Here is a 22120-nt window from a genome sequence, read left to right as displayed (position 1 = left end):
ATTCGCGCGCCCGGCGGGAACGGTCAGACACCGCCTAAGGGGCCCGACGCACGGCGCAGCCTGTGGCGGAGCGCTCGCTGGGCCACCGGGCCCAGGCCCTCGAGGGCGGACGCCAGGGACGCCAGTTGCTCCAGGGCCGCGAGCGCCGCGCCCGCGCCGGCCGCGTCCACCCCCTCGTACAGCTCGATGCCGACGAAGGACGCCGACACCGCACGCGCCAGGCCCCCGGCGTCGGCGAACTCCCCCAGCGGCGTCGACGCCAGCACCCGCGTCAGCACCCGCTCGATCTCCACGATCCAGAGTTCGAGCCCCGCCGCCGTGGCCGACGCGAGACGGGGATGGGTCCCTGCCCCGGCCAGCAGCTGACCGAGGACCGTCACATGGCCCTGGGCCTTCTCCTCCTCGTGCATCTCCCGTCCGAACGCGAGGAGTTCGGCGAGCGAGCCGATCGCGTCGAGCCGCTCCCGGTACCGCGCCACCCGCTGCTCCGTCGCATGCCGGCAGGCCGCCGCCAGCAGCTCGTCCACCGAGCCGAAGTGGTAGAAGACCAGCGCCTGGTTGACGCCCGCGGTCGCCGCGATCGTCCGGGCCGACGTCCCGGCGATCCCCTGCTCGGTGAGCGTCCGCAGCGCTCCCTCCAGCAGCTTCGCCTTGGTCGTCCCGGTCATGCCGGCGCCTCCTCCTTGACCGGCCGCAGCCGGGGACGCACGCGGCTCACGTGCGGGAGTCGTCCGACGGGCCTCCGGGACGCTTCCCGGTCGGGCTGCGGTTCGCGAACCGGCACTTCGGTCATGTCTTCGGCCACGAGGGCTCCGGTACGCAGACAGCGGCGGGCGGCCGGGGTGCGCGCCGACGGCGGGGCGAACAGGGCCACGGAGATGACGAGGGCGAGCAGCAGCGGGCAGAGATAGGCCACCGTCGGCGCCAGGGAGCCGAAGAAGCGGATGACGGAGACCGCGCCGAAGCCCGTGCCGCCGGCGGTGAGGACGAGCGCGCGCACGGCGAGCTCCGCCAGCCAGTTCAGCCGCGCCCGCTCAGGGGTGATCCCCCGCTCCAGCCACAGCCGGAGCCGGTCGACGGACCAGGCGGTCGCCCAGCCGAGCAGCGGGCGGACCAGGACGCGGTCCGCGAGGGCCCCGGCGCGGCCCCGGCGCGGCCGGTGGCCGTACCCGGTGAGGAAGCGGACGCCGTCGTCCTCGGGCACGCACCGCCAGTAGCCGCTCCCCTCCGCGATCGGCGACAGCGGGTGCGGCGAGGAGAACCGCAGCGCGCAGTTGCGGGTCCCGTCCGGCCGTCCGCCCTCCGTGCACGGCATGTGGTGGATCTCGGTGAGGCGCAGGTGCCAGCGCCGGCGCTGCGCGGGGTCCTGGATCCGCGCCCACAGTTCGTCGAGGTCCCCCCGTATGTGCGCCTCCACGTAGAGCCCCATTGCGAATCCCCCATGTCACCGGCCCCGTTGAGCGACTGCTCAATCAAGTCACCTGACACTACAGGAGATTTGAGCGGCCGCTCAAACCGCCGCTCAAGTCGCTGACAAGGGAGAACCCCGGCCCTGCAGGGCCGGGGGTTCTCCGCTGCTGGGGGCAGGTCACTCGCCGGACAGATGCCGCTCCACCGTTTCCACCTTGGCGGTGAGCCCGTCCGTCACACCCGGGCGGATGTCCGCCTTCAGGACGAGGGAGACTCGCGGAGCGCGCTCCTCGACCACGGCCACGGCGCGCTTCACGACGTCCATCACCTCGTCCCACTCACCCTCGACCGACGTGAACATCGCGTCGGTACGGTTCGGCAGCCCCGATTCCCGTACGACCCGCACGGCGTCGGCGACGTACTCCCCCACGTCCTCACCGACCCCCAGGGGCGTCACGGAAAAGGCGACGATCACGCGTTCACGACCCCTTCGCGGCGGGCCCGGGAGGCGATCACCGCGTCCTCGGCCGCACGGCGGAGCCGACGCTCGGCGAGGAAGCCCCCGCCGGGAATGACGGAGTAGGCGAAGTAGAGCGCGGCCGTCCCCTTCTCCCACTTGGTGCGGTTCCAGGCGTCGAGCCAGAAGACCACGTAGAGGACGAACAGCACGCCGTGGATCGGGCCCAGCCACCGGGCGACGTCGACGCTGGATGTGACCGTGTACTTGATGACCGTGCACGTCGCGAGCACGAGCCAGGAGATGCCTTCCGGCACGGAGATCAGGCGGAGTCGGCGGATGGCGGAGGCTGTCTTGAGGTCCACGGGTCACCTTCGGTGGGAGAGTCGCTGACGACGCGGTCGCCTTGTGAACGGATGCACAAATGCTGGGCCCATTGTGACAAACGACCGTGTCGCCCCCGCGCGAGGGGTCTGTCCGCCGCGCCGGTCCGGCCGCTACCTTCGCCCCGTGGCGATGTTCCGACTGCAAGGCAGCAAGGTGCTGGCCGTCGACATGACCGGGGACGCCGTGAAGGCGAAGAACGGCTCCATGGTGGCGTACGACGGGCAGATGACCTTCAAGAAGCTCACCGGCGGCGGTGAGGGGATCCGGGGAATGGTGACCCGTCGGCTCACCGGCGAGCAGATGACCGTGATGGAGGTGAAGGGACAGGGGACCTGCTGGTTCGCGGACCGGGCATCCGAGATCAATCTCGTCAGCCTCCAGGGGGACAAGCTGTACGTCGAGTCGAGCAACCTGCTCGTGACGGAGGCCGGCCTGCGCACGGGCACGACCTTCACCGGGCTGCGCGGCGCCTCGCAGGGCAACGGCCTGTTCACGACGACCGTCGAGGGCCACGGCCAGGCGGCGATCATGTCGGACGGACCGGCGCTGGTGCTGCGAGTGAGCACGCAGTACCCGCTGATCGTCGACCCCGGCGCGTACATCGCGCACCAGGGGAATCTGCGGCAGTCGTTCCAGTCGGGCGTGACGTTCCGCACGTTCCTCGGCGAGGGCGGCGGCGAGGCCTTCCAGATCCGCTTCGAGGGGGACGGACTCGTCTACGTCCAGCCCAGCGAGCGCAACACGATCGCGGGGGACCTCTGACATGGCCTTCCGCGAAGTGAACTCGAAGATGATCGAGGCGACGGTCGTACCCGGCCGTCATGTGTACAGCCAGCGGGGAGCGATGCTCGCCTACAAGGGCCGGGTCTCCTTCACCCCCAACATCCAGGGCGGCCAGGGCGGGGTCATGTCGATGATCGGCCGCCGGGCCGCGGGCGAGGCGACGCCGCTGATGACGGTCGAGGGCGACGGCACGGTCCTGTTCGGGCACGGCGGTCACCACATCCAGGTGATCAACCTCACCGGGGACACCTTGTACGTCGAGGCGGACCGGCTGCTCGCCTTCGAGGGCAGCCTTCAGCAAGGCACGATGTTCATGGGCTCGCAGGGCGGCGTCATGGGCCTGGTGCGCGGCCAGGTCACCGGTCAGGGCCTGTTCACGACCACCCTCACCGGGCACGGCGCGGTCGCCGTCATGGCGCACGGGGGCGTCTTCGAGGTGCCGATCACCCCGCAGCGCCCGGTCCATGTCGACCCTCAGGCGTACGTCGCGCACCACGGCGACGTACGCAACAGGCTGTCCGCCGCGCTCGGCTGGCGCGACATGGTGGGCCGCGGCTCCGGCGAGGCGTTCCAACTGGAGCTGAGCGGCAGTGGTGCGGTGTACGTCCAGGCCTCGGAGGAGAAGCTGTGAGCACCTACCCGGGTGGCGGCCCCGTGATCCACGACCCGGCGACCCTGCCGGTCGACGACAACGTCAACGCGTACACCTTCTGCGTGGACCTGAAGGGGAGCCAGTGGTTCCTGCAGAAGGGCAAGATGATCGCCTACTACGGCACGATCGAGTTCAACGGCGTCGGGCACGGCCGTTTGGACCACCTTGTCCGTACGTCCTTTCATTCGCCACTGCACGCCAGCGACTGGGTCGTGGCACAGGGCTCGGGCAAGATGCTCCTCGCCGACCGGGCCTTCGATGTGAATTCCTACGACCTGGAGGACGGCAATCTGACCATTCGCTCGGGCAACCTGCTCGCTTTTCAGCCAAGTCTCGCACTCAAGCAATCGATCATTCCGGGATTCCTGACACTGATCGGAACCGGCAAGTTCGTAGCCGCATCTAACGGTCCGGTGGTGTTCATGGAACCCCCGATCCGGGTCGATCCGCAGGCCCTGGTCGGCTGGGCGGACTGCCCCTCCCCGTGCCACCACTACGACCACGGGTACCTGACCGGCGTATGGGGCGGTCTACGTGCGATGACGGGCCTCGGCGGGGCCTCCGGAGAGGAGCATCAGTTCGAGTTCGTGGGGGCGGGCACGGTACTGCTGCAATCCACGGAGACCCTCATGGAGGAACTGCCCACGGGAGCGGTCCCGCACGAGCCGGGCGTACCGGGCGGCATGGGGGTACCCGGGCACCAAGGACAGCAGCCGGGGGCACCGCGCCTTCCCGGACAGCTGGGAGACCTCCAGCGTCGCTTCGGGCTGTGAGCGGTAGTCTGCGGAGTGTGACATCGAACGCGTGCGCACAGTCACACCACCCTCACTAGTTCGCCTTTCAACCTTTTAGGTAGACTTCATTCATGGAGACCGAGACGGCCACACACTGGCTGACCGATGCGGAGCAGTGCGCCTGGCGCACCCACCTCGAGGTCAACAGGCTGTTGGCATATCAGCTCGAAAGGGATCTGCAGCCGTTCGGCCTGACGATGAACGACTACGAGATCCTGGTGAATCTCTCGGAGTCGGAGGGCATGCGGATGCGGATGAGCGACCTCGCGGCCGCCACCCTCCAGTCCAAGAGCCGCCTCTCACACCAGATCACGCGTATGGAGAACGCGGACCTGGTCCGTCGCGAGAACTGCGAGTCCGACCGCCGGGGCCTGTACGCGGTTCTCACGGACCACGGCATGGAGACGATGCAGAAGGTCGCGCCCCACCATGTGTCGTCCGTACGGCGGCACTTCATCGATCTGCTGTCCCCCGACGACCTGGAGCAGCTGCACAAGTCCCTGCGCCCGGTCGCGGAACACCTGCGGGGGCAGCGGGGAAAGCCGTAGCGGCGCCGGAGGGACTGCCCCGGCCCACCCGCCCGGTGGAGCAGCCGGCGGATGCACCGCACCGCCGACTGCGCCGCCCGCGGGGCTGGAGCCGCCCGCTCCCGGCGGACGACGCCCACCCGTCACCGCACGGACCCGCGCGGCACCGAGGCGCGTCACCCCGGTCCCGACCGCGCACCACGCGCAGGGCCGGGGGCGCGACGCACGGGCCGGGTCCCGCACGCCCTCCGGGCACACGCCTCCGTCGCCGTGCCTACGCCGACGCCCGGCGCCAGGCCCGCCGCGGACGCAACGCCGCCCGCTCCCGGCGGACGAGCCGCCACCCGTCACCGCACCGAGGACACGTCACCCCGCCCCGGCCGCGCACGTCGGCGGCGCGACGTCCACGTGCGCGCACCACCCGTTCGGCCCTGACCCCTTGGGGATCCGGCGGCAGCCGCCCCGCATCCCGCCAGGGTCGCGGCCGCCACCGTCACGGCTCCGGACGCCGCGAAGCACAGCACGAGCGGCAGATGCCCCACCAGCGCGCCCACCGCGGCCGAACCGACCGAGCAGCCCGCGTTGACGGCCGTGTTGACCCAGGCTCCGGCCCGGGTGCGGAAGCCGGGCGCGGCCGACTCGTCCGCGACCAGGTACGACGTGGTCAGGGCCGGGGCGATGAACAGGCCCGCGCAGGCCACCGCCGCCGCGAGGACGCCGAGGCCGGGTGCCAGCCCCGCCACGGCCAGGGTCAGGCCGAGACCCGCGGTGAGCAGCGGCAGACGGATCCGCGCACTCACCCGCCAGGGGACCGCCCCGTTCAGCAGACCGCCGACCGCGCTGCCCGCGGACAGCGCCGCGAGCACCCACGCCACGACGTCGTCGCCGTGCCTCCGCTGCTCGGCGAAGGCCAGGACCAGCAGATCGAGCGCGCCGACCGCCACCCCGACCCCGGCGGCCACGAGCACGGGCCGCACCAGAGACCGCATCCCCCGCGGTCGTCCCGCGGTACGCGCCGGGCGCGCCGTGACGGGGCGTGCCCCGGCCGTCGCGGGCGACGAGACGAAGGCGATGGTCCCGGCCGCCACCAGCAGCGCGCTCAGCGCCACCCCGGCCCCCGGCGGCGCCCACCGCACCACCGCACCCACGATCAGCGGCCCGGACACGAACAGAAGTTCCTCGGCCACCCCGTCGAGCGCATACGCCCGCTGCAACAGCCGCTGATCATCGAGGAGTTCGCTCCACACGGCGCGCATGGTGGGGCCCAGCGGAGGCGGGCAGGCCCCGGCCGCGAGAGCCAGCGCGCCCAGGAGCGGCACCGGCGCGCCCGGCCGCAGACTCACCACGGCCAGCACGACCAGGATCCCCGCGTACAGCAGGGCCATCGGCACGAGCGCCCGCCGGGGCCCGTACCGGTCGACGAACGCGGCCCGCAGCGGTGAGAGGAGGACCGTCGTGGCCCCGAAGAGCGCCATGACCGTCCCGGCCACGGCGTACGACCCGGTCGCCCGGGTCACGGACAGCATCACGGACAGGGAGACCGTCCCGTACGACAGTCGCCCCAACAGGGCGGCACCGAAGGTACGACGGGCGTACGGGACACGGAGGACGGCGGCATACGAAGGCCGCACCACGGAAGACGCGGGCATGTGGAGGTTCCTCGACTGGAGGCGATGAGGGGACACCGGGGTGCCGCGACGACCACAGCCGAACGCTGCTCGTCGATCACGGTCCTGGGCGGGTCCTATGCCAAGAGGAGGAACATGTGGATCAACGTATCAACGCACAGGAGCGTTGACCACGGGCTTTACGGTCAGCCAGCCGTCAGCCCCGCCACCAGTTCGTCCGCCGCCCGGTAGGGATCGAGCTCGCCGGCCACGATCCGCTCCGCCAGCGTGCCCAGACGGCGGTCGCCGTGCAGGTCGCCGATCCGCTCCCGCAGGGCCGTGACCGCGATGGTCTCGACCTCGTGGGCGGCGCGGGCCCGACGGCGCTCCGCCAGCACACCGTGCTCCTCCATCCACGCCCGGTGCTTCTCCAGCGCCTCGACGACCTCGTCGACCCCCTCGCTGCGGGCGGCGACGGTCTTCACGATCGGGGGACGCCAGTCGCCCGGGGCACGCGACTCCCCGAGGCCCAGCATGTGGTTCAGCTCACGCGCGGTCGCGTCCGCGCCGTCACGGTCGGCCTTGTTGACGACGTACACATCACCGATCTCCAGGATGCCCGCCTTCGCGGCCTGGATGCCGTCGCCCATCCCGGGCGCCAGCAGGACGACCGAGGTGTCGGCCTGGGAGGCGATCTCGACCTCCGACTGGCCGACGCCCACCGTCTCCACGAGGATCACGTCGCAGCCCGCCGCGTCCAGCACCCGGATCGCCTGCGGTGCGGCCCAGGCGAGGCCGCCCAGATGCCCGCGTGTCGCCATGGAGCGGATGTACACGCCGGGGTCCGACGCGTGCTCCGACATCCGGACGCGGTCGCCGAGCAGCGCGCCGCCCGAGAAGGGGGAGGACGGGTCGACGGCCAGGACGCCGACCCGCCTGCCCTGCTTGCGGTACGCCGTCACGAGGGCCGACGTGGAGGTGGACTTGCCGACGCCCGGCGACCCGGTCAGGCCCACCACATAGGCGCCGCCGGTCAGCGGCGCCAAGGCCGCCATGACCTCCCTGAGCTGCGGAGACGCCCCCTCCACCAGGGAGATCAGCCGGGCCACGGCCCGCGGCCTGCCTTCCCTGGCCTGGGCCACCAGTGAGGAGACGTCCTGCATCACAGCTCCGTTCGGATTCTTCGAGGTGTTCGCCTCCGGGGCGGGAGACGTCCAGGGTGCTCAGGCCTTGGCTACCCGCAGGATGAGCGCGTCACCCTGACCGCCGCCACCGCACAGGGCCGCCGCGCCGACGCCGCCGCCGCGCCGCTTGAGCTCCAGGGCGAGGTGGAGGACGAGCCGGGCGCCGGACATCCCGATGGGGTGCCCCAGAGCGATCGCGCCGCCATTGACGTTCACCTTTTCGGTGGAAACTCCGAGATCCTTCATTGACTGCACGGCGACCGCCGCGAAGGCCTCGTTGATCTCGATCAGATCGAGGTCCGAGACCTCCAGGCCCTCCTTCTTCAGCGCGTGCAGAATCGCGTTCGACGGCTGGGACTGCAAGGAGTTGTCCGGCCCGGCCACGTTCCCGTGGGCGCCGATCTCCGCGATCCACTCCAGGCCCAGCTCCTGGGCCTTGGCCTTGCTCATCACGACCACGGCCGCCGCACCGTCCGAGATCTGCGAGGAGGAACCGGCCGTGATCGTGCCCTCCTTGCTGAACGCCGGGCGCAGCTTGCCCAGCGACTGAGCCGTCGTCTCGCCGCGGATGCCCTCGTCCCGGCTGAAGACGACCGGCTCGCCCTTGCGCTGCGGCACCTCGACCGGGGTGATCTCGGCCTCGAAGATGCCGTTCTTCTGGGCGGCCGCGGCTCGCTGGTGGGACAGGGCCGCGATCTCGTCCTGCTCCTGGCGGCCGATGCCGAGGCGCGTGTTGTGCTTCTCGGTGGACTCGCCCATGGCGATGCCCTCGAAGGAGTCCGTCAGGCCGTCGTAGGCCATCGCGTCGAGCATCTGGACCGCACCGTATTTGAAGCCGTCCCGGGACTTCGGCAGCAGGTGGGGGGCATTGGTCATGGACTCCTGGCCGCCCGCGACGATCACGTCGAACTCGCCCGCGCGGATCAGCTGGTCGGCCAGCGCGATCGCGTCGAGGCCCGACAGACACACCTTGTTGATCGTCAAGGCCGGGACGTTCATCGGGATGCCCGCCTTGACCGCGGCCTGACGTGCCGGGATCTGCCCGGCCCCGGCCTGCAGCACCTGCCCCATGATCACGTACTGCACTTGGTCGCCGCCGATCCCCGCACGGTCGAGGGCGGCCTTGATCGCGAAGCCGCCGAGGTCGGCTCCGGAGAAAGACTTCAGCGAGCCGAGCAGCCGTCCCATGGGGGTGCGGGCACCCGCGACGATGACGGAGGTCGTGCTGTTCGTTCCAGACATGAGCTGCGATCCCCTTCCGGCTTGCACAGCCGAGGAGTGAACGAGGGTTTACTTCGAATGTACTGAGCGGTAGTCCACCCCGTCATCGGGCTGTCGGTGTGATCGCGCGCACGTTGCGTAACCACGCGCGGAGCGCTGCACTACTTACATGCTGACGCGAATCGACCACATCGGGATCGCCTGTTTCGACCTGGAGAAGACCGTCGAGTTCTACACCTCGACCTATGGTTTCTCGGTGTTCCACACCGAGGTCAACGAGGAGCAGGGCGTACGCGAGGCCATGTTGAAGATCAACAACACGGACGACGGCGGCGCCTCCTACCTCCAGCTCCTCGAACCCATCCGCGAGGACTCCACCGTCGCCAAGTGGCTGGCGAAGAACGGAGAGGGCGTGCATCACATCGCCTTCGGCACGGCGGACGTGGACGAGGACGCCGCCGCCATCAAGGACAAGGGCGTGCGTGTCCTGTACGAGGAGCCACGGCGCGGCTCCATGGGGTCGCGGATCACCTTCCTGCATCCTAAGGACTGCCACGGCGTTCTGACAGAACTGGTCACATCGGCGGCTGTTGAGTCACCTGAGCACTGACTCCCGTACATGAGGGCCGGTAGGGTTGGGAGCGGTCGCCGCTCCACCAGGGCGACCGGGTCCCGCCCGAGCGGCGGGACGCCGGGTCCCCGAGGACGGGGCCTGGGTCCGGGGTCCGGGTTTCGGGGGACGAGCGTCGGGGCAGCAGCCCATGCTCCGCCGTTGATCTGACACCATTCCCCGGGGGCCCCGTTCGGCGGATGGACGGAGCTCGTTTGGAGAGACTTGCGACCAGGGGACGGATGGGACCGCGCAGTGCGGGGCTACGAACGCCAGGAGCGAGAGCCGGCGGCTGACGTCGACCATCTCTCTCGGTTCGAGGCCGAGATGGAGCGGCTGAAGACCGAGCGGGAAAAGGCGATCCAGCACGCCGAGGACCTCGGCTACCAGGTCGAGGTGCTGCGCGCCAAGCTGCACGAGGCGCGGCGCACGCTCATGACCCGTCCGGCGTACGACGGGGCCGACATCGGCTATCAGGCCGAGCAGATGCTCCGTACGGCGCAGATGCAGGCGGACCAGCTACGGGCGGACGCCGAGCGTGAGCTGAGCCAGGCCCGAGCACAGACGCAGCGCATCCTCCAGGAGCACGCCGAGCAGGCCGCACGTCTCCAGGCGGAGCTGCACGCGGAGGCGGTCACCCGCCGCCAGCAGCTCGACCAGGAGCTGGCGGAGCGCCGGCAGACCGTCGAGTCGCACGTCAACGAGAACGTGGCATGGGCCGAGCAGCTTCGCGCCCGCTCCGAGTCCCAGGCGCGCCGCCTCGTGGAGGAGTCGCGCTCCGAGGCCGACAAGGCGCTGACCGCCGCCCGCGCCGAGGCCGAGCGGCTCACCGCCGAGGCCCGGCAGCGGCTGCAGGGCGACACCGAGGCCGCCCGGGCGGAGGCCGACCAGATTCTGCGCCGCGCCCGCGCGGACGCCGAGCGGCTGCTGAACGCCGCGGCCACGCAGGCCCAGGAGGCCACCGACCACGCCGAGCAGCTGCGCTCCAGCTCCACGAGCGAGTCGGACGCCGCCCGTCGGCAGGCGTCCGAGCTGAGCCGGGCCGCCGAGCAGCGGATGGCCGAGGCGGAGGCGGCGCTGCGCGAGGCGCGCGCCGAGGCCGACAAGGTCGTCGCCGAGGCGAAGGAGGCCGCCGCCAAGGCGCTCTCCGGCGCGGAGTCGACCAACGAGCAGCGCACCCGTACGGCCAAGGAGCAGGTCGCCCGGCTGGTCAGCGAGGCCACCAAGGAGGCGGAGGCCACCAAGGCCGAGGCCGAGCAGCTGGTCGCGGACGCCAAGGCCGCGGCCGAGAAGATCGTCGCGGAGGCCTCGGAGAAGGCCCGCAGCATCACGGCCGAGGAGACCGCCTCCCAGCTCGCCAAGACGGCGCGTACGGCCGAGGACGTGCTGAACAAGGCGTCGGACGACGCCAAGGCGACCACCAAGGCCGCCGCCGAGGAGGCCGAGCGGATCCGCCGGGAGGCCGAGGCCGAGGCGGACCGGCTGCGCGCCGAGGCGCACGACATCGCCGAGCAGCTCAAGGGCGCGGCGAAGGACGACACCAAGGAGTACCGCGCCAAGACGGTCGAGTTGCAGGAGGAGGCGCGCCGGCTGCGCGGCGAGGCCGAGCAGCTGCGCTCCGAGGCGGTCGCCGAAGGCGAGAAGATCCGCGCGGAGGCCCGGCGCGAGGCCGTCCAGCAGATCGAGGAGGCGGCCAACACCGCCGAGGAGCTGCTCGCCAAGGCGAAGGCCGACGCGGACGAGTTGCGCACCGCGGCCACCGCCGACAGCGAGAAGGTGCGCACCGAGGCCATCGAGCGCGCCTCGATGCTGCGCCGCCAGGCCGAGGAGACCCTGGAACGCACTCGCAAGGAGGCCGAGACGCAGCGCGCCGAGGCCGTCGAGCTGTCGGACGCGATCAAGGAGCAGGCGGAGAAGGCCGCCCGCGAGCTGCGCGAGGAGACCGAGCGGGCCGTCGAGGCGCGCCGCACGGAGGCCGCCGAGGAGCTGACCCGCCTCCACTCCGAGGCCGAGCATCGGCTCTCCTCCGCCGAGCAGGCGCTCGCCGACGCGCGGGCGGACGCCGAGCAGCTCCGCCGCGAGGCCGTCGAGGAGGGCGACCGGCTGCGCTCCGAGGCCGCCGAGCGCATTCGTACGCTCCAAGCCCAGGCCGAGGCCGAGGCCGACCGGCTGCGCACGGAGGCCGCCTCCGACGCGTCCGCCTCCCGCGCGGAGGGCGAGGCCATCGCCGTACGCCTGCGGTCGGAGGCGGCGACCGAGGCCGAGCGGCTCAAGACGGAGGCGCAGGACACCGCCGACCGCGTCCGGGCCGAGGCGCAGGCCGCGGCCGAGCGGCTGAGCACCGAGGCCACGGAGACGCTCGCCGCCGCCCAGGAGGAGGCCGCCCGGCGCCGCCGCGAGGCCGAGGAACTCCTCGGTGCGGCGCGCCAGGAGGCCGACCAGGAGCGCGAGCGCGCCCGGGAGCAGAGCGAGGAGCTGCTCGCCGTGGCGCGGGCCCGGGTCGAGGAGGCCCAGGCGGAGGCCGTACGGCTGATCGAGGAGGCCGACCGGCGCGCGACCGAGATGGTGTCGGCCGCCGAGCTGCACGCCCAGCAGGTGCGGGACTCCGTGGCCGGGCTGCACGAGCAGGCGCAGGAGGAGATCACCGGGCTCCGCTCCGCCGCCGAGCACGCGGCGGACCGTACGCGCACCGAGGCGCAGGAGGAGGCCGACCGCGTCCGCGCCGACGCCTACGCGGAGCGCGAGCGGGCCGCCGAGGACGCCCAGCGTGTCCGGCGGGAGGCCACCGAGGAGACGGATGCCGCCAAGTCCCTTGCCGAGCGGACGGTCTCGGAGGCGATCGCCGAGGCGGAGCGGATCCGTTCGGAGGCCGCCGAGCACGCCCAGCGCGTGCGTACGGAGGCCTCGGACACCATCGCCTCCGCCGAACAGGCCGCGACGCGCACCCGTGCGGAGGCGCGCGAGGACGCAAACCGGATCAGGTCGGACGCGGCCACGCAGGCGGACACGCTCATCACGGAGGCGCGGGCGGAGGCCGAGCGGCTCACCAGGGAGACCAACGCCGAGGCCGAGCGGGTCAGGGCCGAGTCGGTGGCCAAGGCCGAGAAGCTGGTCGGGGACGCCACCGACGACGCCGAGCGGCTGCGTGCCGAGGCCGCCGAGACGGTGGGATCCGCACAGCAGCACGCCGAGCGGATCCGCAACGAGTCGGAGAGGATCAGGGCCGAGGCGGAGGCGGAGGCCGAGCGGTTGACCGCGGCTGCCCGCGAGGAGGCCGAGCGCACCCTGGACGAGGCCCGCAAGGACGCCAACAAGCGGCGCTCCGAGGCAGCCGAGCAGGTCGACACGCTCATCACGGAGACCGCCGCCGAGGCCGACAAGCTGCTCTCGGAGGCGCAGCACAACGCGCTCAAGACGACGGCGGACGCCGAGACACAGGCCGACACGATGGTGGGCGCCGCCCGCAAGGAGGCCGAGCGGCTGGTCTCCGAGGCGACGGTCGAGGGCAACTCGCTGGTGGAGCGCGCCCGTACGGACGCGGACGAACTGCTGGTCGGCGCACGCCGGGACGCCACCGCGATCCGGGAGCGCGCGGAGGAGCTGCGCGACCGCATCACCAGCGAGATCGAGGAACTGCACGAGCGGGCGCGGCGTGAGTCGGCCGAGGCGATGAAGTCGGCGGGCGAGCGGTGCGACGCGCTGGTCAAGGCCGCCGAGGAGCAGCTGGAGAAGGCCAAGGCGCAGGCGAAGGAGCTCGTCTCGGAGGCCAACTCCGAGGCGGGCAAGGTCCGTATCGCCGCCGTCAAGAAGGCCGAGGGGCTGCTGAAGGAGGCCGAGCAGAAGAAGTCCACGCTTGTCTCCGAGGCCGAGAAGATCAAGGCCGAGGCGATCCGGGAGGCCCGGAAGGCGGTCGAGGAGGGCAAGCGGGAGCTGGAGATCCTGGTGCGCCGGCGCGAGGACATCAACGCGGAGATCTCCCGTGTCCAGGACGTCCTGGAGGCGTTGGAGTCCTTCGAGGCCCCGTCGGGTGGCAAGGACGGAGGCGTCAAGGCGGGGGCGGCCGTGGGTGCGCCCCGTTCGGGTGGCAAGGCGTCGGACGGCTAGCGAGAAGTGTGGATTCTGTGCTTGTCGGGCGTTTGACGCGGGTCATGGCAAGCCCTCAGACAGTTAGCCACCCAAAAGGAGTGTCATTCTCCAGATCAAACAGGCATACGCTCGATGACACGCCGCATTGGCCCCTAGGATTCCCCTATCACCTCACCGGTCTCATTCGACAGGAACCCCATGAGCGACACTTCCCCCTACGGCTTCGAGCTTGTGCGGCGTGGGTACGACCGCGCTCAGGTGGACGAACGCATCTCCAAGCTCGTCTCCGACCGTGACAGTGCTCTCGCCCGCATCACCGCTCTGGAAAAGCGCATCGAGGAGCTTCACCTCGAGACGCAGAACGCCCAGGCCGCCGTCACCGACGCGGAGCCGTCGTACGCGGGTCTGGGCGCGCGCGTCGAGAAGATCCTCCGTCTCGCCGAAGAAGAGGCCAAGGACCTGCGCGAGGAGGCTCGTCGCGCAGCCGAGCAGCACCGCGAACTCGCCGAGTCGGCCGCCCAGCAGGTGCGCAACGACGCAGAATCGTTCGCTGCGGAGCGCAAGGCCAAGGCCGAGGACGAGGGCGTCCGGATCGTCGAGAAGGCCAAGAGCGACTCCTCGCAGCTGCGTGCCGAGGCGCAGAAGGACGCGCAGTCCAAGCGCGAGGAGGCGGACGCCCTCTTCGAGGAGACCCGCGCCAAGGCCGCGCAGGCCGCCGCCGACTTCGAGACGAACCTCGCCAAGCGCCGTGAGCAGTCCGAGCGCGACCTGGCCTCCCGTCAGGCCAAGGCGGAGAAGCGCCTGGCCGAGATCGAGCACCGCGCCGAGCAGCTTCGCCTGGAGGCCGAGAAGCTGCGCACGGACGCCGAGCGCCGCGCCCGCCAGACGGTGGAGACGGCCCAGCGTCAGGCCGAGGACATCGTGGCCGACGCGAACGCCAAGGCCGACCGTATCCGCTCGGAATCCGAGCGCGAGCTGGCGGCGCTGACGAACCGTCGCGACTCCATCAACGCCCAGCTCACGAACGTTCGCGAGATGCTCGCGACGCTCACGGGCGCGGCCGTCGCCGCAGCGGGCTCGCCGGCCGAGGACGAGCCGATCTCGCGCGGCGTTCCGGCGCAGCAGACCCGGTAACGCAGGGCGTACGGCGTCCGAACATCCGCGAAGCCCTCTGCCACTGCGGTGGCGGAGGGCTTTGCGCCGTCTTAGCGTGGCCGCATGATCGAGCTCGAGGGGCTGACCAAGCGATACGGCGAGAAATTGGCGGTCAACAACCTCACGTTCACCGTCAGACCCGGCCTCATCACGGGCTTCCTCGGCCCGAACGGCGCCGGGAAGTCCACCACCATGCGGATGGTGCTCGGGCTCGACCACCCCACCCGCGGCGACGTGCGCATCGACGGCCGTCACTACGACCGGCTAAAGGACCCACTGAAGTACGTCGGCGCCCTCCTCGACGCCAAGGCCGTGCACGGCGGCCGCACCGCCCTCAACCATCTGCTCTGCCTGGCCCAGAGCAACGGCATCGCTCGCTCCCGCGTCCACGAGGTCCTCGACACCGTGGGCCTGACCTCCGTCGCGCGGAAGAAGACCAAGGGCTTCTCGCTCGGCATGGGCCAGCGTCTCGGCATCGCCGCCGCGCTCCTCGGCGACCCACGGATTCTGATGTTCGACGAGCCGGTCAACGGCCTCGACCCCGAGGGCATCCACTGGATCCGCACCCTGATGAAATCCCTCGCCGCACAGGGGCGGACCGTGTTCGTGTCGAGCCACCTCATGAGCGAGATGGCCCTCACCGCCGACCACCTCGTGGTCATCGGACAGGGCCGGCTGCTGGCCGACACCTCCATGGCGGAATTCATCCGGCAGAACGCGCGCTCGTACGTCCGAATCCGCACCCCGCAGCGCGAGCAACTGCTCGACGTGCTCCACGAGGCGGGCGTCACGGTCGTCGAGTCCGGCAGCGGGGCGCTGGAGGTGGACGGCGACAAGGCCGAGCTGATCGGCGAACTGGCCGCCCGCCACCGGATCGTGCTGCACGAGCTCAGCACCCAGCAGGCCTCACTGGAGGAGGCGTTCATGCAGCTGACGGCCCAGGTGGTGGAGTACCACGCGCACACCGACACGCTCGTCGACACCTGGTCGCGGCAGGTCCCGCGCCGGGAGTGGGGCGCCGACTGGAAGAAGGGATCCTGAGCCATGGCTGCGACCCAGGTCATCAGGTCGGAGTGGACCAAGATCCGGTCGGTGGCGTCGACGGTGTGGACGCTCTCGCTGGCTCTGGTCGTCACCGTCGCCCTCGGCATGCTGATCTCGGCCCTGACCAGGAGCGAGTTCGACCGGATGGGTCCGGCGGCACAGGTCTCGCTGGACCCGACCTACACCAGTTTCGCCGGGATGAGTCTCGGCCAGCTCGCGGTGATCGTGTTCGGGGTGCTCGTCGTGTCGAACGAGTACAGCACCGGCATGATCCGCACCTCGCTCGCCGCGGTTCCCCAGCGCGGTGCCTTCATGTTCGGCAAGATCGCGGTGGCGGCCGCGCTCGCTCTCGTCGTCGGCATGGTCACCAGCTTCCTCTCCTTCTTCCTGGGGCAGGCCATGCTCGGCCCGCACCGGGCGTGGATCGGCGATCCCGGTGTGCTGCGCGCGGTGATCGGCGGCGGGCTGTACATGACGCTCATCGCGATGTTCTCGATGGGCGTGGCCGCGATGCTGCGCTCGCCGATGCTGTCGCTGGGCATCCTGATGCCGTTCTTCTTCCTCATCTCCAACATCCTGGGGAACGTCTCGGCGACGAAGAAGATCGGCCGTTTCCTCCCCGACCAGGCCGGCAGCAAGATCATGCAGGTCCTGCCGAGAGCCGGCGACGACACCCCGTACGGTCCCTGGGGGGGTCTCGGGATCATGGCGCTGTGGGTGGTCGCCGCCCTGATCGGCGGGTACGTCCTGCTGAAGAGGCGGGACGCCTGAGCGTCGTCAGGGGGTACGGGTCCGCCCTGACCGGGGCGGACCCGTACCCATACACGGACCCGTACCCCTCGAGGTAAGAACGCCCTCATCCCGGTGACCTGCGAGCCTTTGCATTCTCTTGAGCGGAACCGTCAGCGCCCGGATATCCTCCTAACCCTTACGGGGGCAGCCTGCGCCCGGACGTCCTGAACCTTTCGATGGGTGCGGAGCATGATCGAGGCAGTCGGCCTGACGAAGCGCTACGGCGACAAGACCGCTGTACACAACCTCTCCTTCCAGGTACGGCCGGGCGCCGTCACCGGTTTCCTCGGGCCCAACGGCTCGGGCAAGTCGACGACCATGCGCATGATCCTCGGCCTGGACAACCCCACCTCGGGGCGGGTGACGATCGGCGGCTATCCGTACCGCAAGCTGCCCAACGCCCCCCGGCACGTCGGCGCCCTGCTCGACGCCAAGGCCGTGCACGGCGGCCGGGCCGCCCGCAACCACCTGCTGTCTCTCGCCCAGCTCTCGGGCATCCCGGCCCGCCGCGTCGACGAGGTGCTCGGAGTCGTCGGCCTCCAGGACGTGGCCGGAAAGCGGTCCAAGGGCTTCTCACTCGGCATGGGGCAGCGGCTCGGCATCGCCGCCGCGCTCCTCGGCGACCCCCAGGTGCTCCTCTTCGACGAGCCGGTCAACGGCCTCGACCCGGAGGGCATCCTCTGGGTGCGCAATCTGATGAAGTCCCTCGCGGCGGAGGGCCGTACGGTCTTCGTCTCCTCCCACCTCATGAGCGAAATGGCGCTCACCGCCGATCACTTGATCGTGATCGGGCGCGGACAGCTGCTCGCCGACATGAGCGTCAAGGACTTCATCTCCGCCAACTCGGCGGACTTCGCCCGCGTCCGCACCCCCGACACCGAGCCGCAGCAGCGGGAGAAGCTGACCGCCGCGCTCACCGACGCGGGCGGGCATGTGCTGCCCGAGCAGGACGGCGCGCTGCGCGTCACGGGGCTGCCGCTGCCGCGCATCAGCGAGATCGCGCACGACACCGACGTACGCCTGTGGGAGCTGTCGCCGCACCAGGCCTCGCTGGAGGAGGCGTACATGCGGATGACCCAGGGCGCGGTCGACTACCGCTCGACCATCGACCAGAAGGCGGGCCTGATGCAGCCGTTGCCGCCCGGCGTCCAACCGCCGATGCCGGTGCCCGGGCAGGGTCAGCCGGACTGGTACGCCCCGCCGCCGCCCCAGCAGGGCGGGCAGGCCTTCACGACGCCGGGGCAGCAGCAGGCGGGCCCCTACGCCGCTCCGGCCGCGCCACCCGCTGGGCAGCAGCCGAACCCCTACGCGCAGCCGGCCCCCCAGGACCGGGCACCGGCCGCCGCCGACGTTCCTGCCTCCCCCGCCGCCACCCAGTCCGAGGACGCCCGATGAGCACGCCCCAGTCCCCGATGCCGCAGGCCGCGCCCACCTGGCAGACGGCGCCCGGCTCCGCATACCCCAGCTACACCTCGCCGATCCCGGTGGTACGGACCCACCTCGGCCACGCCCTCGCCTCGGAGTGGACGAAGATCCGGTCGGTGCGCTCCACGATGTGGACGCTCGGGGTGTTCGTCCTGCTGGTGCTCGGCATGGGCCTCGGCGCCGGTGCGCTGGTCGCGAACTCCTCGTCGAACGTGAGTAGCCTGAATCCGCTGTCCCTCGGCTTCTTCGGGCTGCTCTTCGGCGGCATCTGCATCATCACGCTCGGCGTGCTGACCACCTCGTCGGAGTACGGCACCGGCATGATCCGCACCACGATGACCGCGTGCCCCAGCCGGGGGCGGGTGCTCGTGGCGAAGGCGATCGTGTTCTTCCTCGTCGCCTTCGTGGTCACGCTGGTGACCGCCTCCCTCGTCGCCTTCGCGCAGGTGGCCATGGTGCACGGGGCCCCGGAGCCCTCCGGCGGGGAGTGGCTGAAAGCGACCCTCGGCGTCTCCCTCTACGTCGCGCTGCTGGGACTGCTCTCGCTCGTCGTGGGTTCGATCGTCCGGCATTCGGCGGGCGCCATCACCATCATGATCGGGGCGGTGCTCGCCCCCATGGTCGTGGCGCTCTTCATGTTCTCGGAGTCGCTGGCGAAGGTGCGTCAGGCCCTGTTGGAGTACTCGATCCCGAACCAGCTCAGCGTCTTCTACTCCAACTCCCTGACGTCCTCGGGCCCGTCCGGCTGGGATCCGCTGTGGATCGCCCTGGGCGTGACCGCCGCCGCCTTCACCGGCGCGTATCTGCTGCTGGAGAAGCGGGACGTGTAGGCCGGGTTCAGTACCTCGGCGCGTTACGGGACCGCCGCACCCGCGTGGTGCGGCGGTCCTTCGCGTTCCAGCAGGACTTGTGCCAGTGCCGGCGGTCGTCCACGCCCGCGTGCTCGGGCCAGGCCACCACATGCGGGACGCCGGAGGGGATGACCTGGTCGCAGCCGGGGCAGCGGTAGGTCTTGCCCTCGGCGCTCGCGCCCGCCACGTGCCGTACGCTCCACTCCTCGCCGCCCCAGCTCTCGGTGGACTGCCAGCCGCCGTAGCGCGACTGGTCGTCGTCCGCGCTCCGGCCGGGCGAGCCGGAGCCCTTGGGACGGTTGCGACGCGGGGACACGGGACACCTCACGGAGCCATACAGGAAGCACGGGTCCTGTCCAGCCTACGCGGCGCGTACGGGGGTACGCGTACGTCACCGATCCGACAGACACCCCTCCCGTCGGCCCAATCTGCAGACAATCCGCAAATCTCTCCGTCAACCCGTGACTTGGGCACATGTCAGACAGTTATGCCGGGTGGGGGAGCTCCGTGTCGGAGCCAGGAAAGCAGGAAGTGCGATGCGCGTAGGAAGTTTTGTACTGGCGGCCCAGTTCCCGGGACAGGGCCAGGGGGAGGCGCTGCACCGCGCGGTGCGGTCGGCCGAGGTCGCCGAGGAAGCGGGCCTTGACGCAGTGTGGCTGGCCGAGCACCACTTCGTGCCGTACGGGACGTGCCCGTCGGCCATCACCCTGGCGGCCCTCCTGCTGGGCCGCACCCGCCGGATCCGGGTGGGCACGGCGGTGAGCGTGCTGCCCACCGTCCACCCGGTGGCGCTCGGCGAGCAGGCCGCGCTGCTGCACCTCACCTCGGGCGGGCGCTTCTCACTCGGGGTCGGGCGCGGCGGACCATGGGTCGACCTGGAGGTCTTCGGTGCCGGCCTCCAGGCGTACGAGACGGGGTTCCCGGAATCACTCGATCTGCTGGTGCGCTGGCTGCGCGAACCGTCCGTCGCCGCCGCGGGGGAACGATTCAGCTTCCGTGAAGTCCCGGTCGTCCCACGGCCTTCGGAGTCGCTCACCGACACCGAGGGACCGGAGGTCGTCGTCGCCTGCACCTCACCGGCGAGCGTACGGCTGGCGGCCGAACGGGGCCTGCCGATGCTGCTCGGCATGCACGTCGGGGACGAGGAGAAGGCGGACATGGTCGCATTGTGGGCGCAGTACGCGCACGCGGCGGGGGTCGACGGGGACGTGATCGCCGGCGCCGGCCATGTCTCGGCCGGCGTCTGCCAGATCGCCGACCGGCTCACCGACGCGGCGGAGACGCTGGCCAAGGCGATGCCGGGCTGGCTCAAACAGGGGCTCGACGCTCATGTGACGGTCGACGGCCGGGCCCGCTCGATGCGGGACCCGCTGGCGTACACCGAACTGCTGTGCGGGCTGCACCCGGTGGGAACCCCGCGGTTGTGCGTCGACCGGCTCACGGCGACCGCGGAGCGGACGGGCATCGCGCGCTTCGCCCTGCTCGTCGAGGGCTCCGGCGACCTCGCGGCGACGGAGGAGAACGTGCGGAGGCTGGGTGCCGAGGTGCTCCCCCAGCTCCGCTGAGCCCGCCGGATCCGGCTCCTGGCCGGGACCGCCGCCGGGAGCTTGCCGCTCCGGTACAGATCGATGCACCTCCAGCGTACGGAGCGGCAAGCCATGCGGCGTCAAATCGCGTCAGCAGTCCCGCAGCTCCGGAGACTGGTTGAGCAGCTGACTGCGGACCGAGGTGAAGCGGGCCAGCGTTTCGTCCACCGAGGAGTCCAGCGGGAACACCGCCACACGGTGGCAGTTCTGGAAGGCCAGGCGCACTCCGAAGTGCCGCTGCAGGGCGCCGCGTATCGCGTCACTCGCGAGCGCACGCAGCAGCTGTCCACGTGCCTGCTCGTCCGGCGGGGGCGTCTGGTTGTCGGCGAACTGGCCGCCGTCCACCTTCAGCTGGGCCACCAGGGAGCTGATCATCTCCCACGCGTAGGGCAGGGAGGTCCGGACGCAGTCGACGAAATCGGCTTCGTCGACCTCGCCTCGCTCGGCCTGTTCGAGTAGGGCCGGTGAGACGTCGAGCGACATGGGTACTCCTCTCGCACCCCAGAGCAACCGGGGTTGACGGACAGGGAAGGGAGATTCGCGATATCGAACACGCTGCGTACACACCGCACGACCTCCCGTTTACTACGTTAGGCAACGGACGGTGACGGCACCAGGAGAATGCGCACACCGCAAACTCCCGCTAGGCACACAACCAGCCACTACCGAACAGGGGCATCACGGAAGAATGGGAGGGACCTGCCCCGGGGAGCTCGGGTGCGGCCGGAGAGGCCGGGCAGGTTCCCCGTCGCGGTCTCCGGCAGCGGGGCTCGGGCGGGCCCTGGGCTGCTCACGAGGGCGAATCGCGCCGGGCGGGGCGCGTCGAGTAGCGTTGCCGACCATGCGTCTCGTCATTGCCCGGTGCTCCGTCGACTACGCGGGCCGTCTCACCGCACACCTTCCCTCCGCGCCCCGCCTGATCCTGGTGAAGGCGGACGGCAGCGTTTCGATCCACGCGGACGACCGGGCCTACAAGCCCCTCAACTGGATGTCGCCGCCCTGCACCCTGAAGGAAGGTGCGGGTGACGAGGAGGGCGTCTGGACCGTTGTCAACAAAGCAGGCGAGAAACTGATCATCACGATGGAGGAGATCCTCCACGACTCGTCGCACGAACTCGGCGTGGACCCCGGTCTGATCAAGGACGGCGTGGAAGCACACCTCCAGGAGCTGCTCGCGGACCGCATAGAGACGCTCGGCGATGGCTACACGCTCATCCGCCGTGAGTACATGACGGCGATCGGGCCGGTGGACATCCTGTGCCGGGACGCGGACGGCGGGACCGTCGCCGTGGAGATCAAGCGGCGCGGCGAGATCGACGGCGTGGAGCAGCTCACCCGCTATCTGGAGCTTCTGAACCGGGACCCGCACCTGGCTCCGGTACGGGGCATCTTCGCGGCCCAGGAGATCAAGCCGCAGGCCCGCGTGCTCGCCACGGACCGCGGCATCGGCTGCACGGTCCTGGACTACGACGCGCTGCGGGGCATCGAGGACGACAAACTGCGGTTGTTCTGACGGGCGGTACGACGACTTCAGGGCCGGGTCCGGAAC

Annotated in this window: 22 protein-coding genes; 13 read left to right on the top strand and 9 right to left on the bottom strand. The window is 70.9% G+C overall.

Going from position 1 to position 22120, the window contains the following annotated elements; translation table 11 throughout:
- Window positions 1–23: 23 nt before the first annotated feature.
- The 4 genes from AAW14_RS27300 to AAW14_RS27285 form a co-directional block, all read right to left on the bottom strand.
- The gene (locus AAW14_RS27300) at window positions 24–668 is read right to left on the bottom strand and encodes a TetR/AcrR family transcriptional regulator (RefSeq protein WP_265566607.1); all 645 of its coding nucleotides are present in this window, start codon (window positions 666–668) and stop codon (window positions 24–26) included.
- Entirely contained in the window at window positions 665–1429 is a 765-nt protein-coding gene (locus AAW14_RS27295; protein ID WP_265566606.1) for a hypothetical protein, read from the bottom strand. Before AAW14_RS27295 ends, AAW14_RS27300 begins: the two co-directional genes overlap by 4 nt.
- Before the next feature lie 159 nt (window positions 1430–1588).
- Window positions 1589–1885, bottom strand: coding sequence for an MTH1187 family thiamine-binding protein (locus AAW14_RS27290; RefSeq protein ID WP_265566605.1), 297 nt, complete (start codon window positions 1883–1885; stop codon window positions 1589–1591).
- A complete protein-coding gene (locus tag AAW14_RS27285) occupies window positions 1882–2232 on the bottom strand; it encodes a DUF3817 domain-containing protein (protein WP_265566604.1) in 351 nt (116 codons plus the stop codon). The genes AAW14_RS27290 and AAW14_RS27285 overlap by 4 nt, the downstream gene beginning before the upstream one ends.
- Before the next feature lie 151 nt (window positions 2233–2383).
- Between AAW14_RS27285 and AAW14_RS27280 the strand changes: the two genes are divergently transcribed.
- The 4 genes from AAW14_RS27280 (at window position 2384) to AAW14_RS27265 (ending at window position 5031) form a co-directional block, all read left to right on the top strand.
- Window positions 2384–3016 carry an AIM24 family protein gene (locus AAW14_RS27280; protein ID WP_265566635.1) on the top strand — a complete coding sequence of 211 codons (633 nt, stop codon included), beginning with the start codon at window positions 2384–2386 and terminating at the stop codon, window positions 3014–3016.
- Between the two features lies 1 nt (window position 3017).
- Window positions 3018–3668 (top strand): AIM24 family protein, encoded by a 651-nt coding sequence (locus AAW14_RS27275; protein ID WP_265566603.1) that lies wholly within the window; start codon window positions 3018–3020, stop codon window positions 3666–3668.
- Complete coding sequence (locus AAW14_RS27270) at window positions 3665–4462, top strand: AIM24 family protein (RefSeq protein ID WP_265566602.1); 798 nt, start codon at window positions 3665–3667, stop codon at window positions 4460–4462. The genes AAW14_RS27275 and AAW14_RS27270 overlap by 4 nt, the downstream gene beginning before the upstream one ends.
- Window positions 4463–4554: 92 nt before the next feature.
- Window positions 4555–5031, top strand: coding sequence for a MarR family winged helix-turn-helix transcriptional regulator (locus AAW14_RS27265; RefSeq protein ID WP_265566601.1), 477 nt, complete (start codon window positions 4555–4557; stop codon window positions 5029–5031).
- A 326-nt stretch (window positions 5032–5357) separates the two neighbouring features.
- Here AAW14_RS27265 and AAW14_RS27260 read toward each other — a convergent pair whose 3' ends face one another.
- The 3 genes from AAW14_RS27260 to AAW14_RS27250 form a co-directional block, all read right to left on the bottom strand.
- Window positions 5358–6659: an MFS transporter gene (locus AAW14_RS27260; RefSeq protein WP_265566600.1), complete on the bottom strand. Its 1302-nt coding sequence runs from the start codon at window positions 6657–6659 to the stop codon at window positions 5358–5360.
- 164 nt (window positions 6660–6823) lie between these two features.
- Window positions 6824–7780 (bottom strand): methylmalonyl Co-A mutase-associated GTPase MeaB, encoded by a 957-nt coding sequence (meaB, locus tag AAW14_RS27255; protein ID WP_265566599.1) that lies wholly within the window; start codon window positions 7778–7780, stop codon window positions 6824–6826.
- 60 nt (window positions 7781–7840) lie between these two features.
- Complete coding sequence (locus AAW14_RS27250; RefSeq protein ID WP_265566598.1) at window positions 7841–9043, bottom strand: acetyl-CoA C-acetyltransferase; 1203 nt, start codon at window positions 9041–9043, stop codon at window positions 7841–7843.
- Between the two features lie 148 nt (window positions 9044–9191).
- On the opposite strand from AAW14_RS27250, the gene mce reads away from it, so the two are divergent.
- From mce to AAW14_RS27215, 7 genes are all read left to right on the top strand, one after another.
- Window positions 9192–9632, top strand: a complete 441-nt coding sequence (mce, locus tag AAW14_RS27245; protein WP_265566597.1) for a methylmalonyl-CoA epimerase — start codon at window positions 9192–9194, stop codon at window positions 9630–9632.
- Window positions 9633–9887: 255 nt separating this feature from the next.
- The gene (gene scy, locus AAW14_RS27240; protein WP_265566596.1) at window positions 9888–13736 is read left to right on the top strand and encodes a polarized growth protein Scy; all 3849 of its coding nucleotides are present in this window, start codon (window positions 9888–9890) and stop codon (window positions 13734–13736) included.
- Window positions 13737–13916: 180 nt separating this feature from the next.
- Window positions 13917–14852 (top strand): cellulose-binding protein, encoded by a 936-nt coding sequence (locus AAW14_RS27235; RefSeq protein ID WP_265566595.1) that lies wholly within the window; start codon window positions 13917–13919, stop codon window positions 14850–14852.
- An 84-nt stretch (window positions 14853–14936) separates the two neighbouring features.
- Window positions 14937–15914, top strand: coding sequence for an ATP-binding cassette domain-containing protein (locus AAW14_RS27230; protein WP_265566594.1), 978 nt, complete (start codon window positions 14937–14939; stop codon window positions 15912–15914).
- A gap of 3 nt (window positions 15915–15917) precedes the next feature.
- Window positions 15918–16688: an ABC transporter permease gene (locus tag AAW14_RS27225; RefSeq protein ID WP_265566593.1), complete on the top strand. Its 771-nt coding sequence runs from the start codon at window positions 15918–15920 to the stop codon at window positions 16686–16688.
- A gap of 210 nt (window positions 16689–16898) precedes the next feature.
- A complete protein-coding gene (locus AAW14_RS27220; RefSeq protein WP_265566592.1) occupies window positions 16899–18104 on the top strand; it encodes an ABC transporter ATP-binding protein in 1206 nt (401 codons plus the stop codon).
- Window positions 18101–18964, top strand: coding sequence for an ABC transporter permease subunit (locus AAW14_RS27215; RefSeq protein WP_265566591.1), 864 nt, complete (start codon window positions 18101–18103; stop codon window positions 18962–18964). The genes AAW14_RS27220 and AAW14_RS27215 overlap by 4 nt, the downstream gene beginning before the upstream one ends.
- A gap of 7 nt (window positions 18965–18971) precedes the next feature.
- On the opposite strand, the gene AAW14_RS27210 is transcribed toward AAW14_RS27215, so the two are convergent.
- Window positions 18972–19301, bottom strand: a complete 330-nt coding sequence (locus tag AAW14_RS27210; RefSeq protein WP_265566590.1) for an ATP/GTP-binding protein — start codon at window positions 19299–19301, stop codon at window positions 18972–18974.
- A gap of 220 nt (window positions 19302–19521) precedes the next feature.
- Here AAW14_RS27210 and AAW14_RS27205 point away from each other — a divergent pair, with 220 nt between their 5' ends.
- Complete coding sequence (locus tag AAW14_RS27205) at window positions 19522–20550, top strand: LLM class flavin-dependent oxidoreductase (RefSeq protein ID WP_265566589.1); 1029 nt, start codon at window positions 19522–19524, stop codon at window positions 20548–20550.
- 111 nt (window positions 20551–20661) lie between these two features.
- Here AAW14_RS27205 and AAW14_RS27200 read toward each other — a convergent pair whose 3' ends face one another.
- Window positions 20662–21054, bottom strand: a complete 393-nt coding sequence (locus tag AAW14_RS27200; RefSeq protein WP_265566588.1) for an SCO5389 family protein — start codon at window positions 21052–21054, stop codon at window positions 20662–20664.
- A gap of 358 nt (window positions 21055–21412) precedes the next feature.
- Here AAW14_RS27200 and nucS point away from each other — a divergent pair, with 358 nt between their 5' ends.
- Entirely contained in the window at window positions 21413–22084 is a 672-nt protein-coding gene (nucS, locus tag AAW14_RS27195) for an endonuclease NucS (protein WP_265566587.1), read from the top strand.
- Window positions 22085–22120: the final 36 nt, after the last annotated feature.

This window comes from Streptomyces hygroscopicus, assembly GCF_026168105.1.
Classification (GTDB): Bacteria; Actinomycetota; Actinomycetes; order Streptomycetales; family Streptomycetaceae; genus Streptomyces; species Streptomyces hygroscopicus_D.
Note: the sequence above shows the minus strand (reverse complement) of the source record. Positions and strands in the feature narration are given on the sequence as shown.

Coding starts and splice junctions, on each gene's coding strand:
- AAW14_RS27230 (WP_265566594.1), top strand. CDS start 14,937: ATGATCGAGCTCGAGGGGCTGACCAAGCGATACGGCGAGAAATTGGCG.
- AAW14_RS27215 (WP_265566591.1), top strand. CDS start 18,101: ATGAGCACGCCCCAGTCCCCGATGCCGCAGGCCGCGCCCACCTGGCAG.
- AAW14_RS27200 (WP_265566588.1), bottom strand. CDS start 21,054: ATGTCGCTCGACGTCTCACCGGCCCTACTCGAACAGGCCGAGCGAGGC.
- AAW14_RS27280 (WP_265566635.1), top strand. CDS start 2,384: ATGTTCCGACTGCAAGGCAGCAAGGTGCTGGCCGTCGACATGACCGGG.
- AAW14_RS27275 (WP_265566603.1), top strand. CDS start 3,018: ATGGCCTTCCGCGAAGTGAACTCGAAGATGATCGAGGCGACGGTCGTA.
- AAW14_RS27235 (WP_265566595.1), top strand. CDS start 13,917: ATGAGCGACACTTCCCCCTACGGCTTCGAGCTTGTGCGGCGTGGGTAC.
- AAW14_RS27300 (WP_265566607.1), bottom strand. CDS start 668: ATGACCGGGACGACCAAGGCGAAGCTGCTGGAGGGAGCGCTGCGGACG.
- meaB (WP_265566599.1), bottom strand. CDS start 7,780: ATGCAGGACGTCTCCTCACTGGTGGCCCAGGCCAGGGAAGGCAGGCCG.
- AAW14_RS27225 (WP_265566593.1), top strand. CDS start 15,918: ATGGCTGCGACCCAGGTCATCAGGTCGGAGTGGACCAAGATCCGGTCG.
- mce (WP_265566597.1), top strand. CDS start 9,192: ATGCTGACGCGAATCGACCACATCGGGATCGCCTGTTTCGACCTGGAG.
- AAW14_RS27260 (WP_265566600.1), bottom strand. CDS start 6,659: ATGCCCGCGTCTTCCGTGGTGCGGCCTTCGTATGCCGCCGTCCTCCGT.
- AAW14_RS27295 (WP_265566606.1), bottom strand. CDS start 1,429: ATGGGGCTCTACGTGGAGGCGCACATACGGGGGGACCTCGACGAACTG.
- AAW14_RS27250 (WP_265566598.1), bottom strand. CDS start 9,043: ATGTCTGGAACGAACAGCACGACCTCCGTCATCGTCGCGGGTGCCCGC.
- nucS (WP_265566587.1), top strand. CDS start 21,413: ATGCGTCTCGTCATTGCCCGGTGCTCCGTCGACTACGCGGGCCGTCTC.
- AAW14_RS27265 (WP_265566601.1), top strand. CDS start 4,555: ATGGAGACCGAGACGGCCACACACTGGCTGACCGATGCGGAGCAGTGC.
- AAW14_RS27220 (WP_265566592.1), top strand. CDS start 16,899: ATGATCGAGGCAGTCGGCCTGACGAAGCGCTACGGCGACAAGACCGCT.
- AAW14_RS27205 (WP_265566589.1), top strand. CDS start 19,522: ATGCGCGTAGGAAGTTTTGTACTGGCGGCCCAGTTCCCGGGACAGGGC.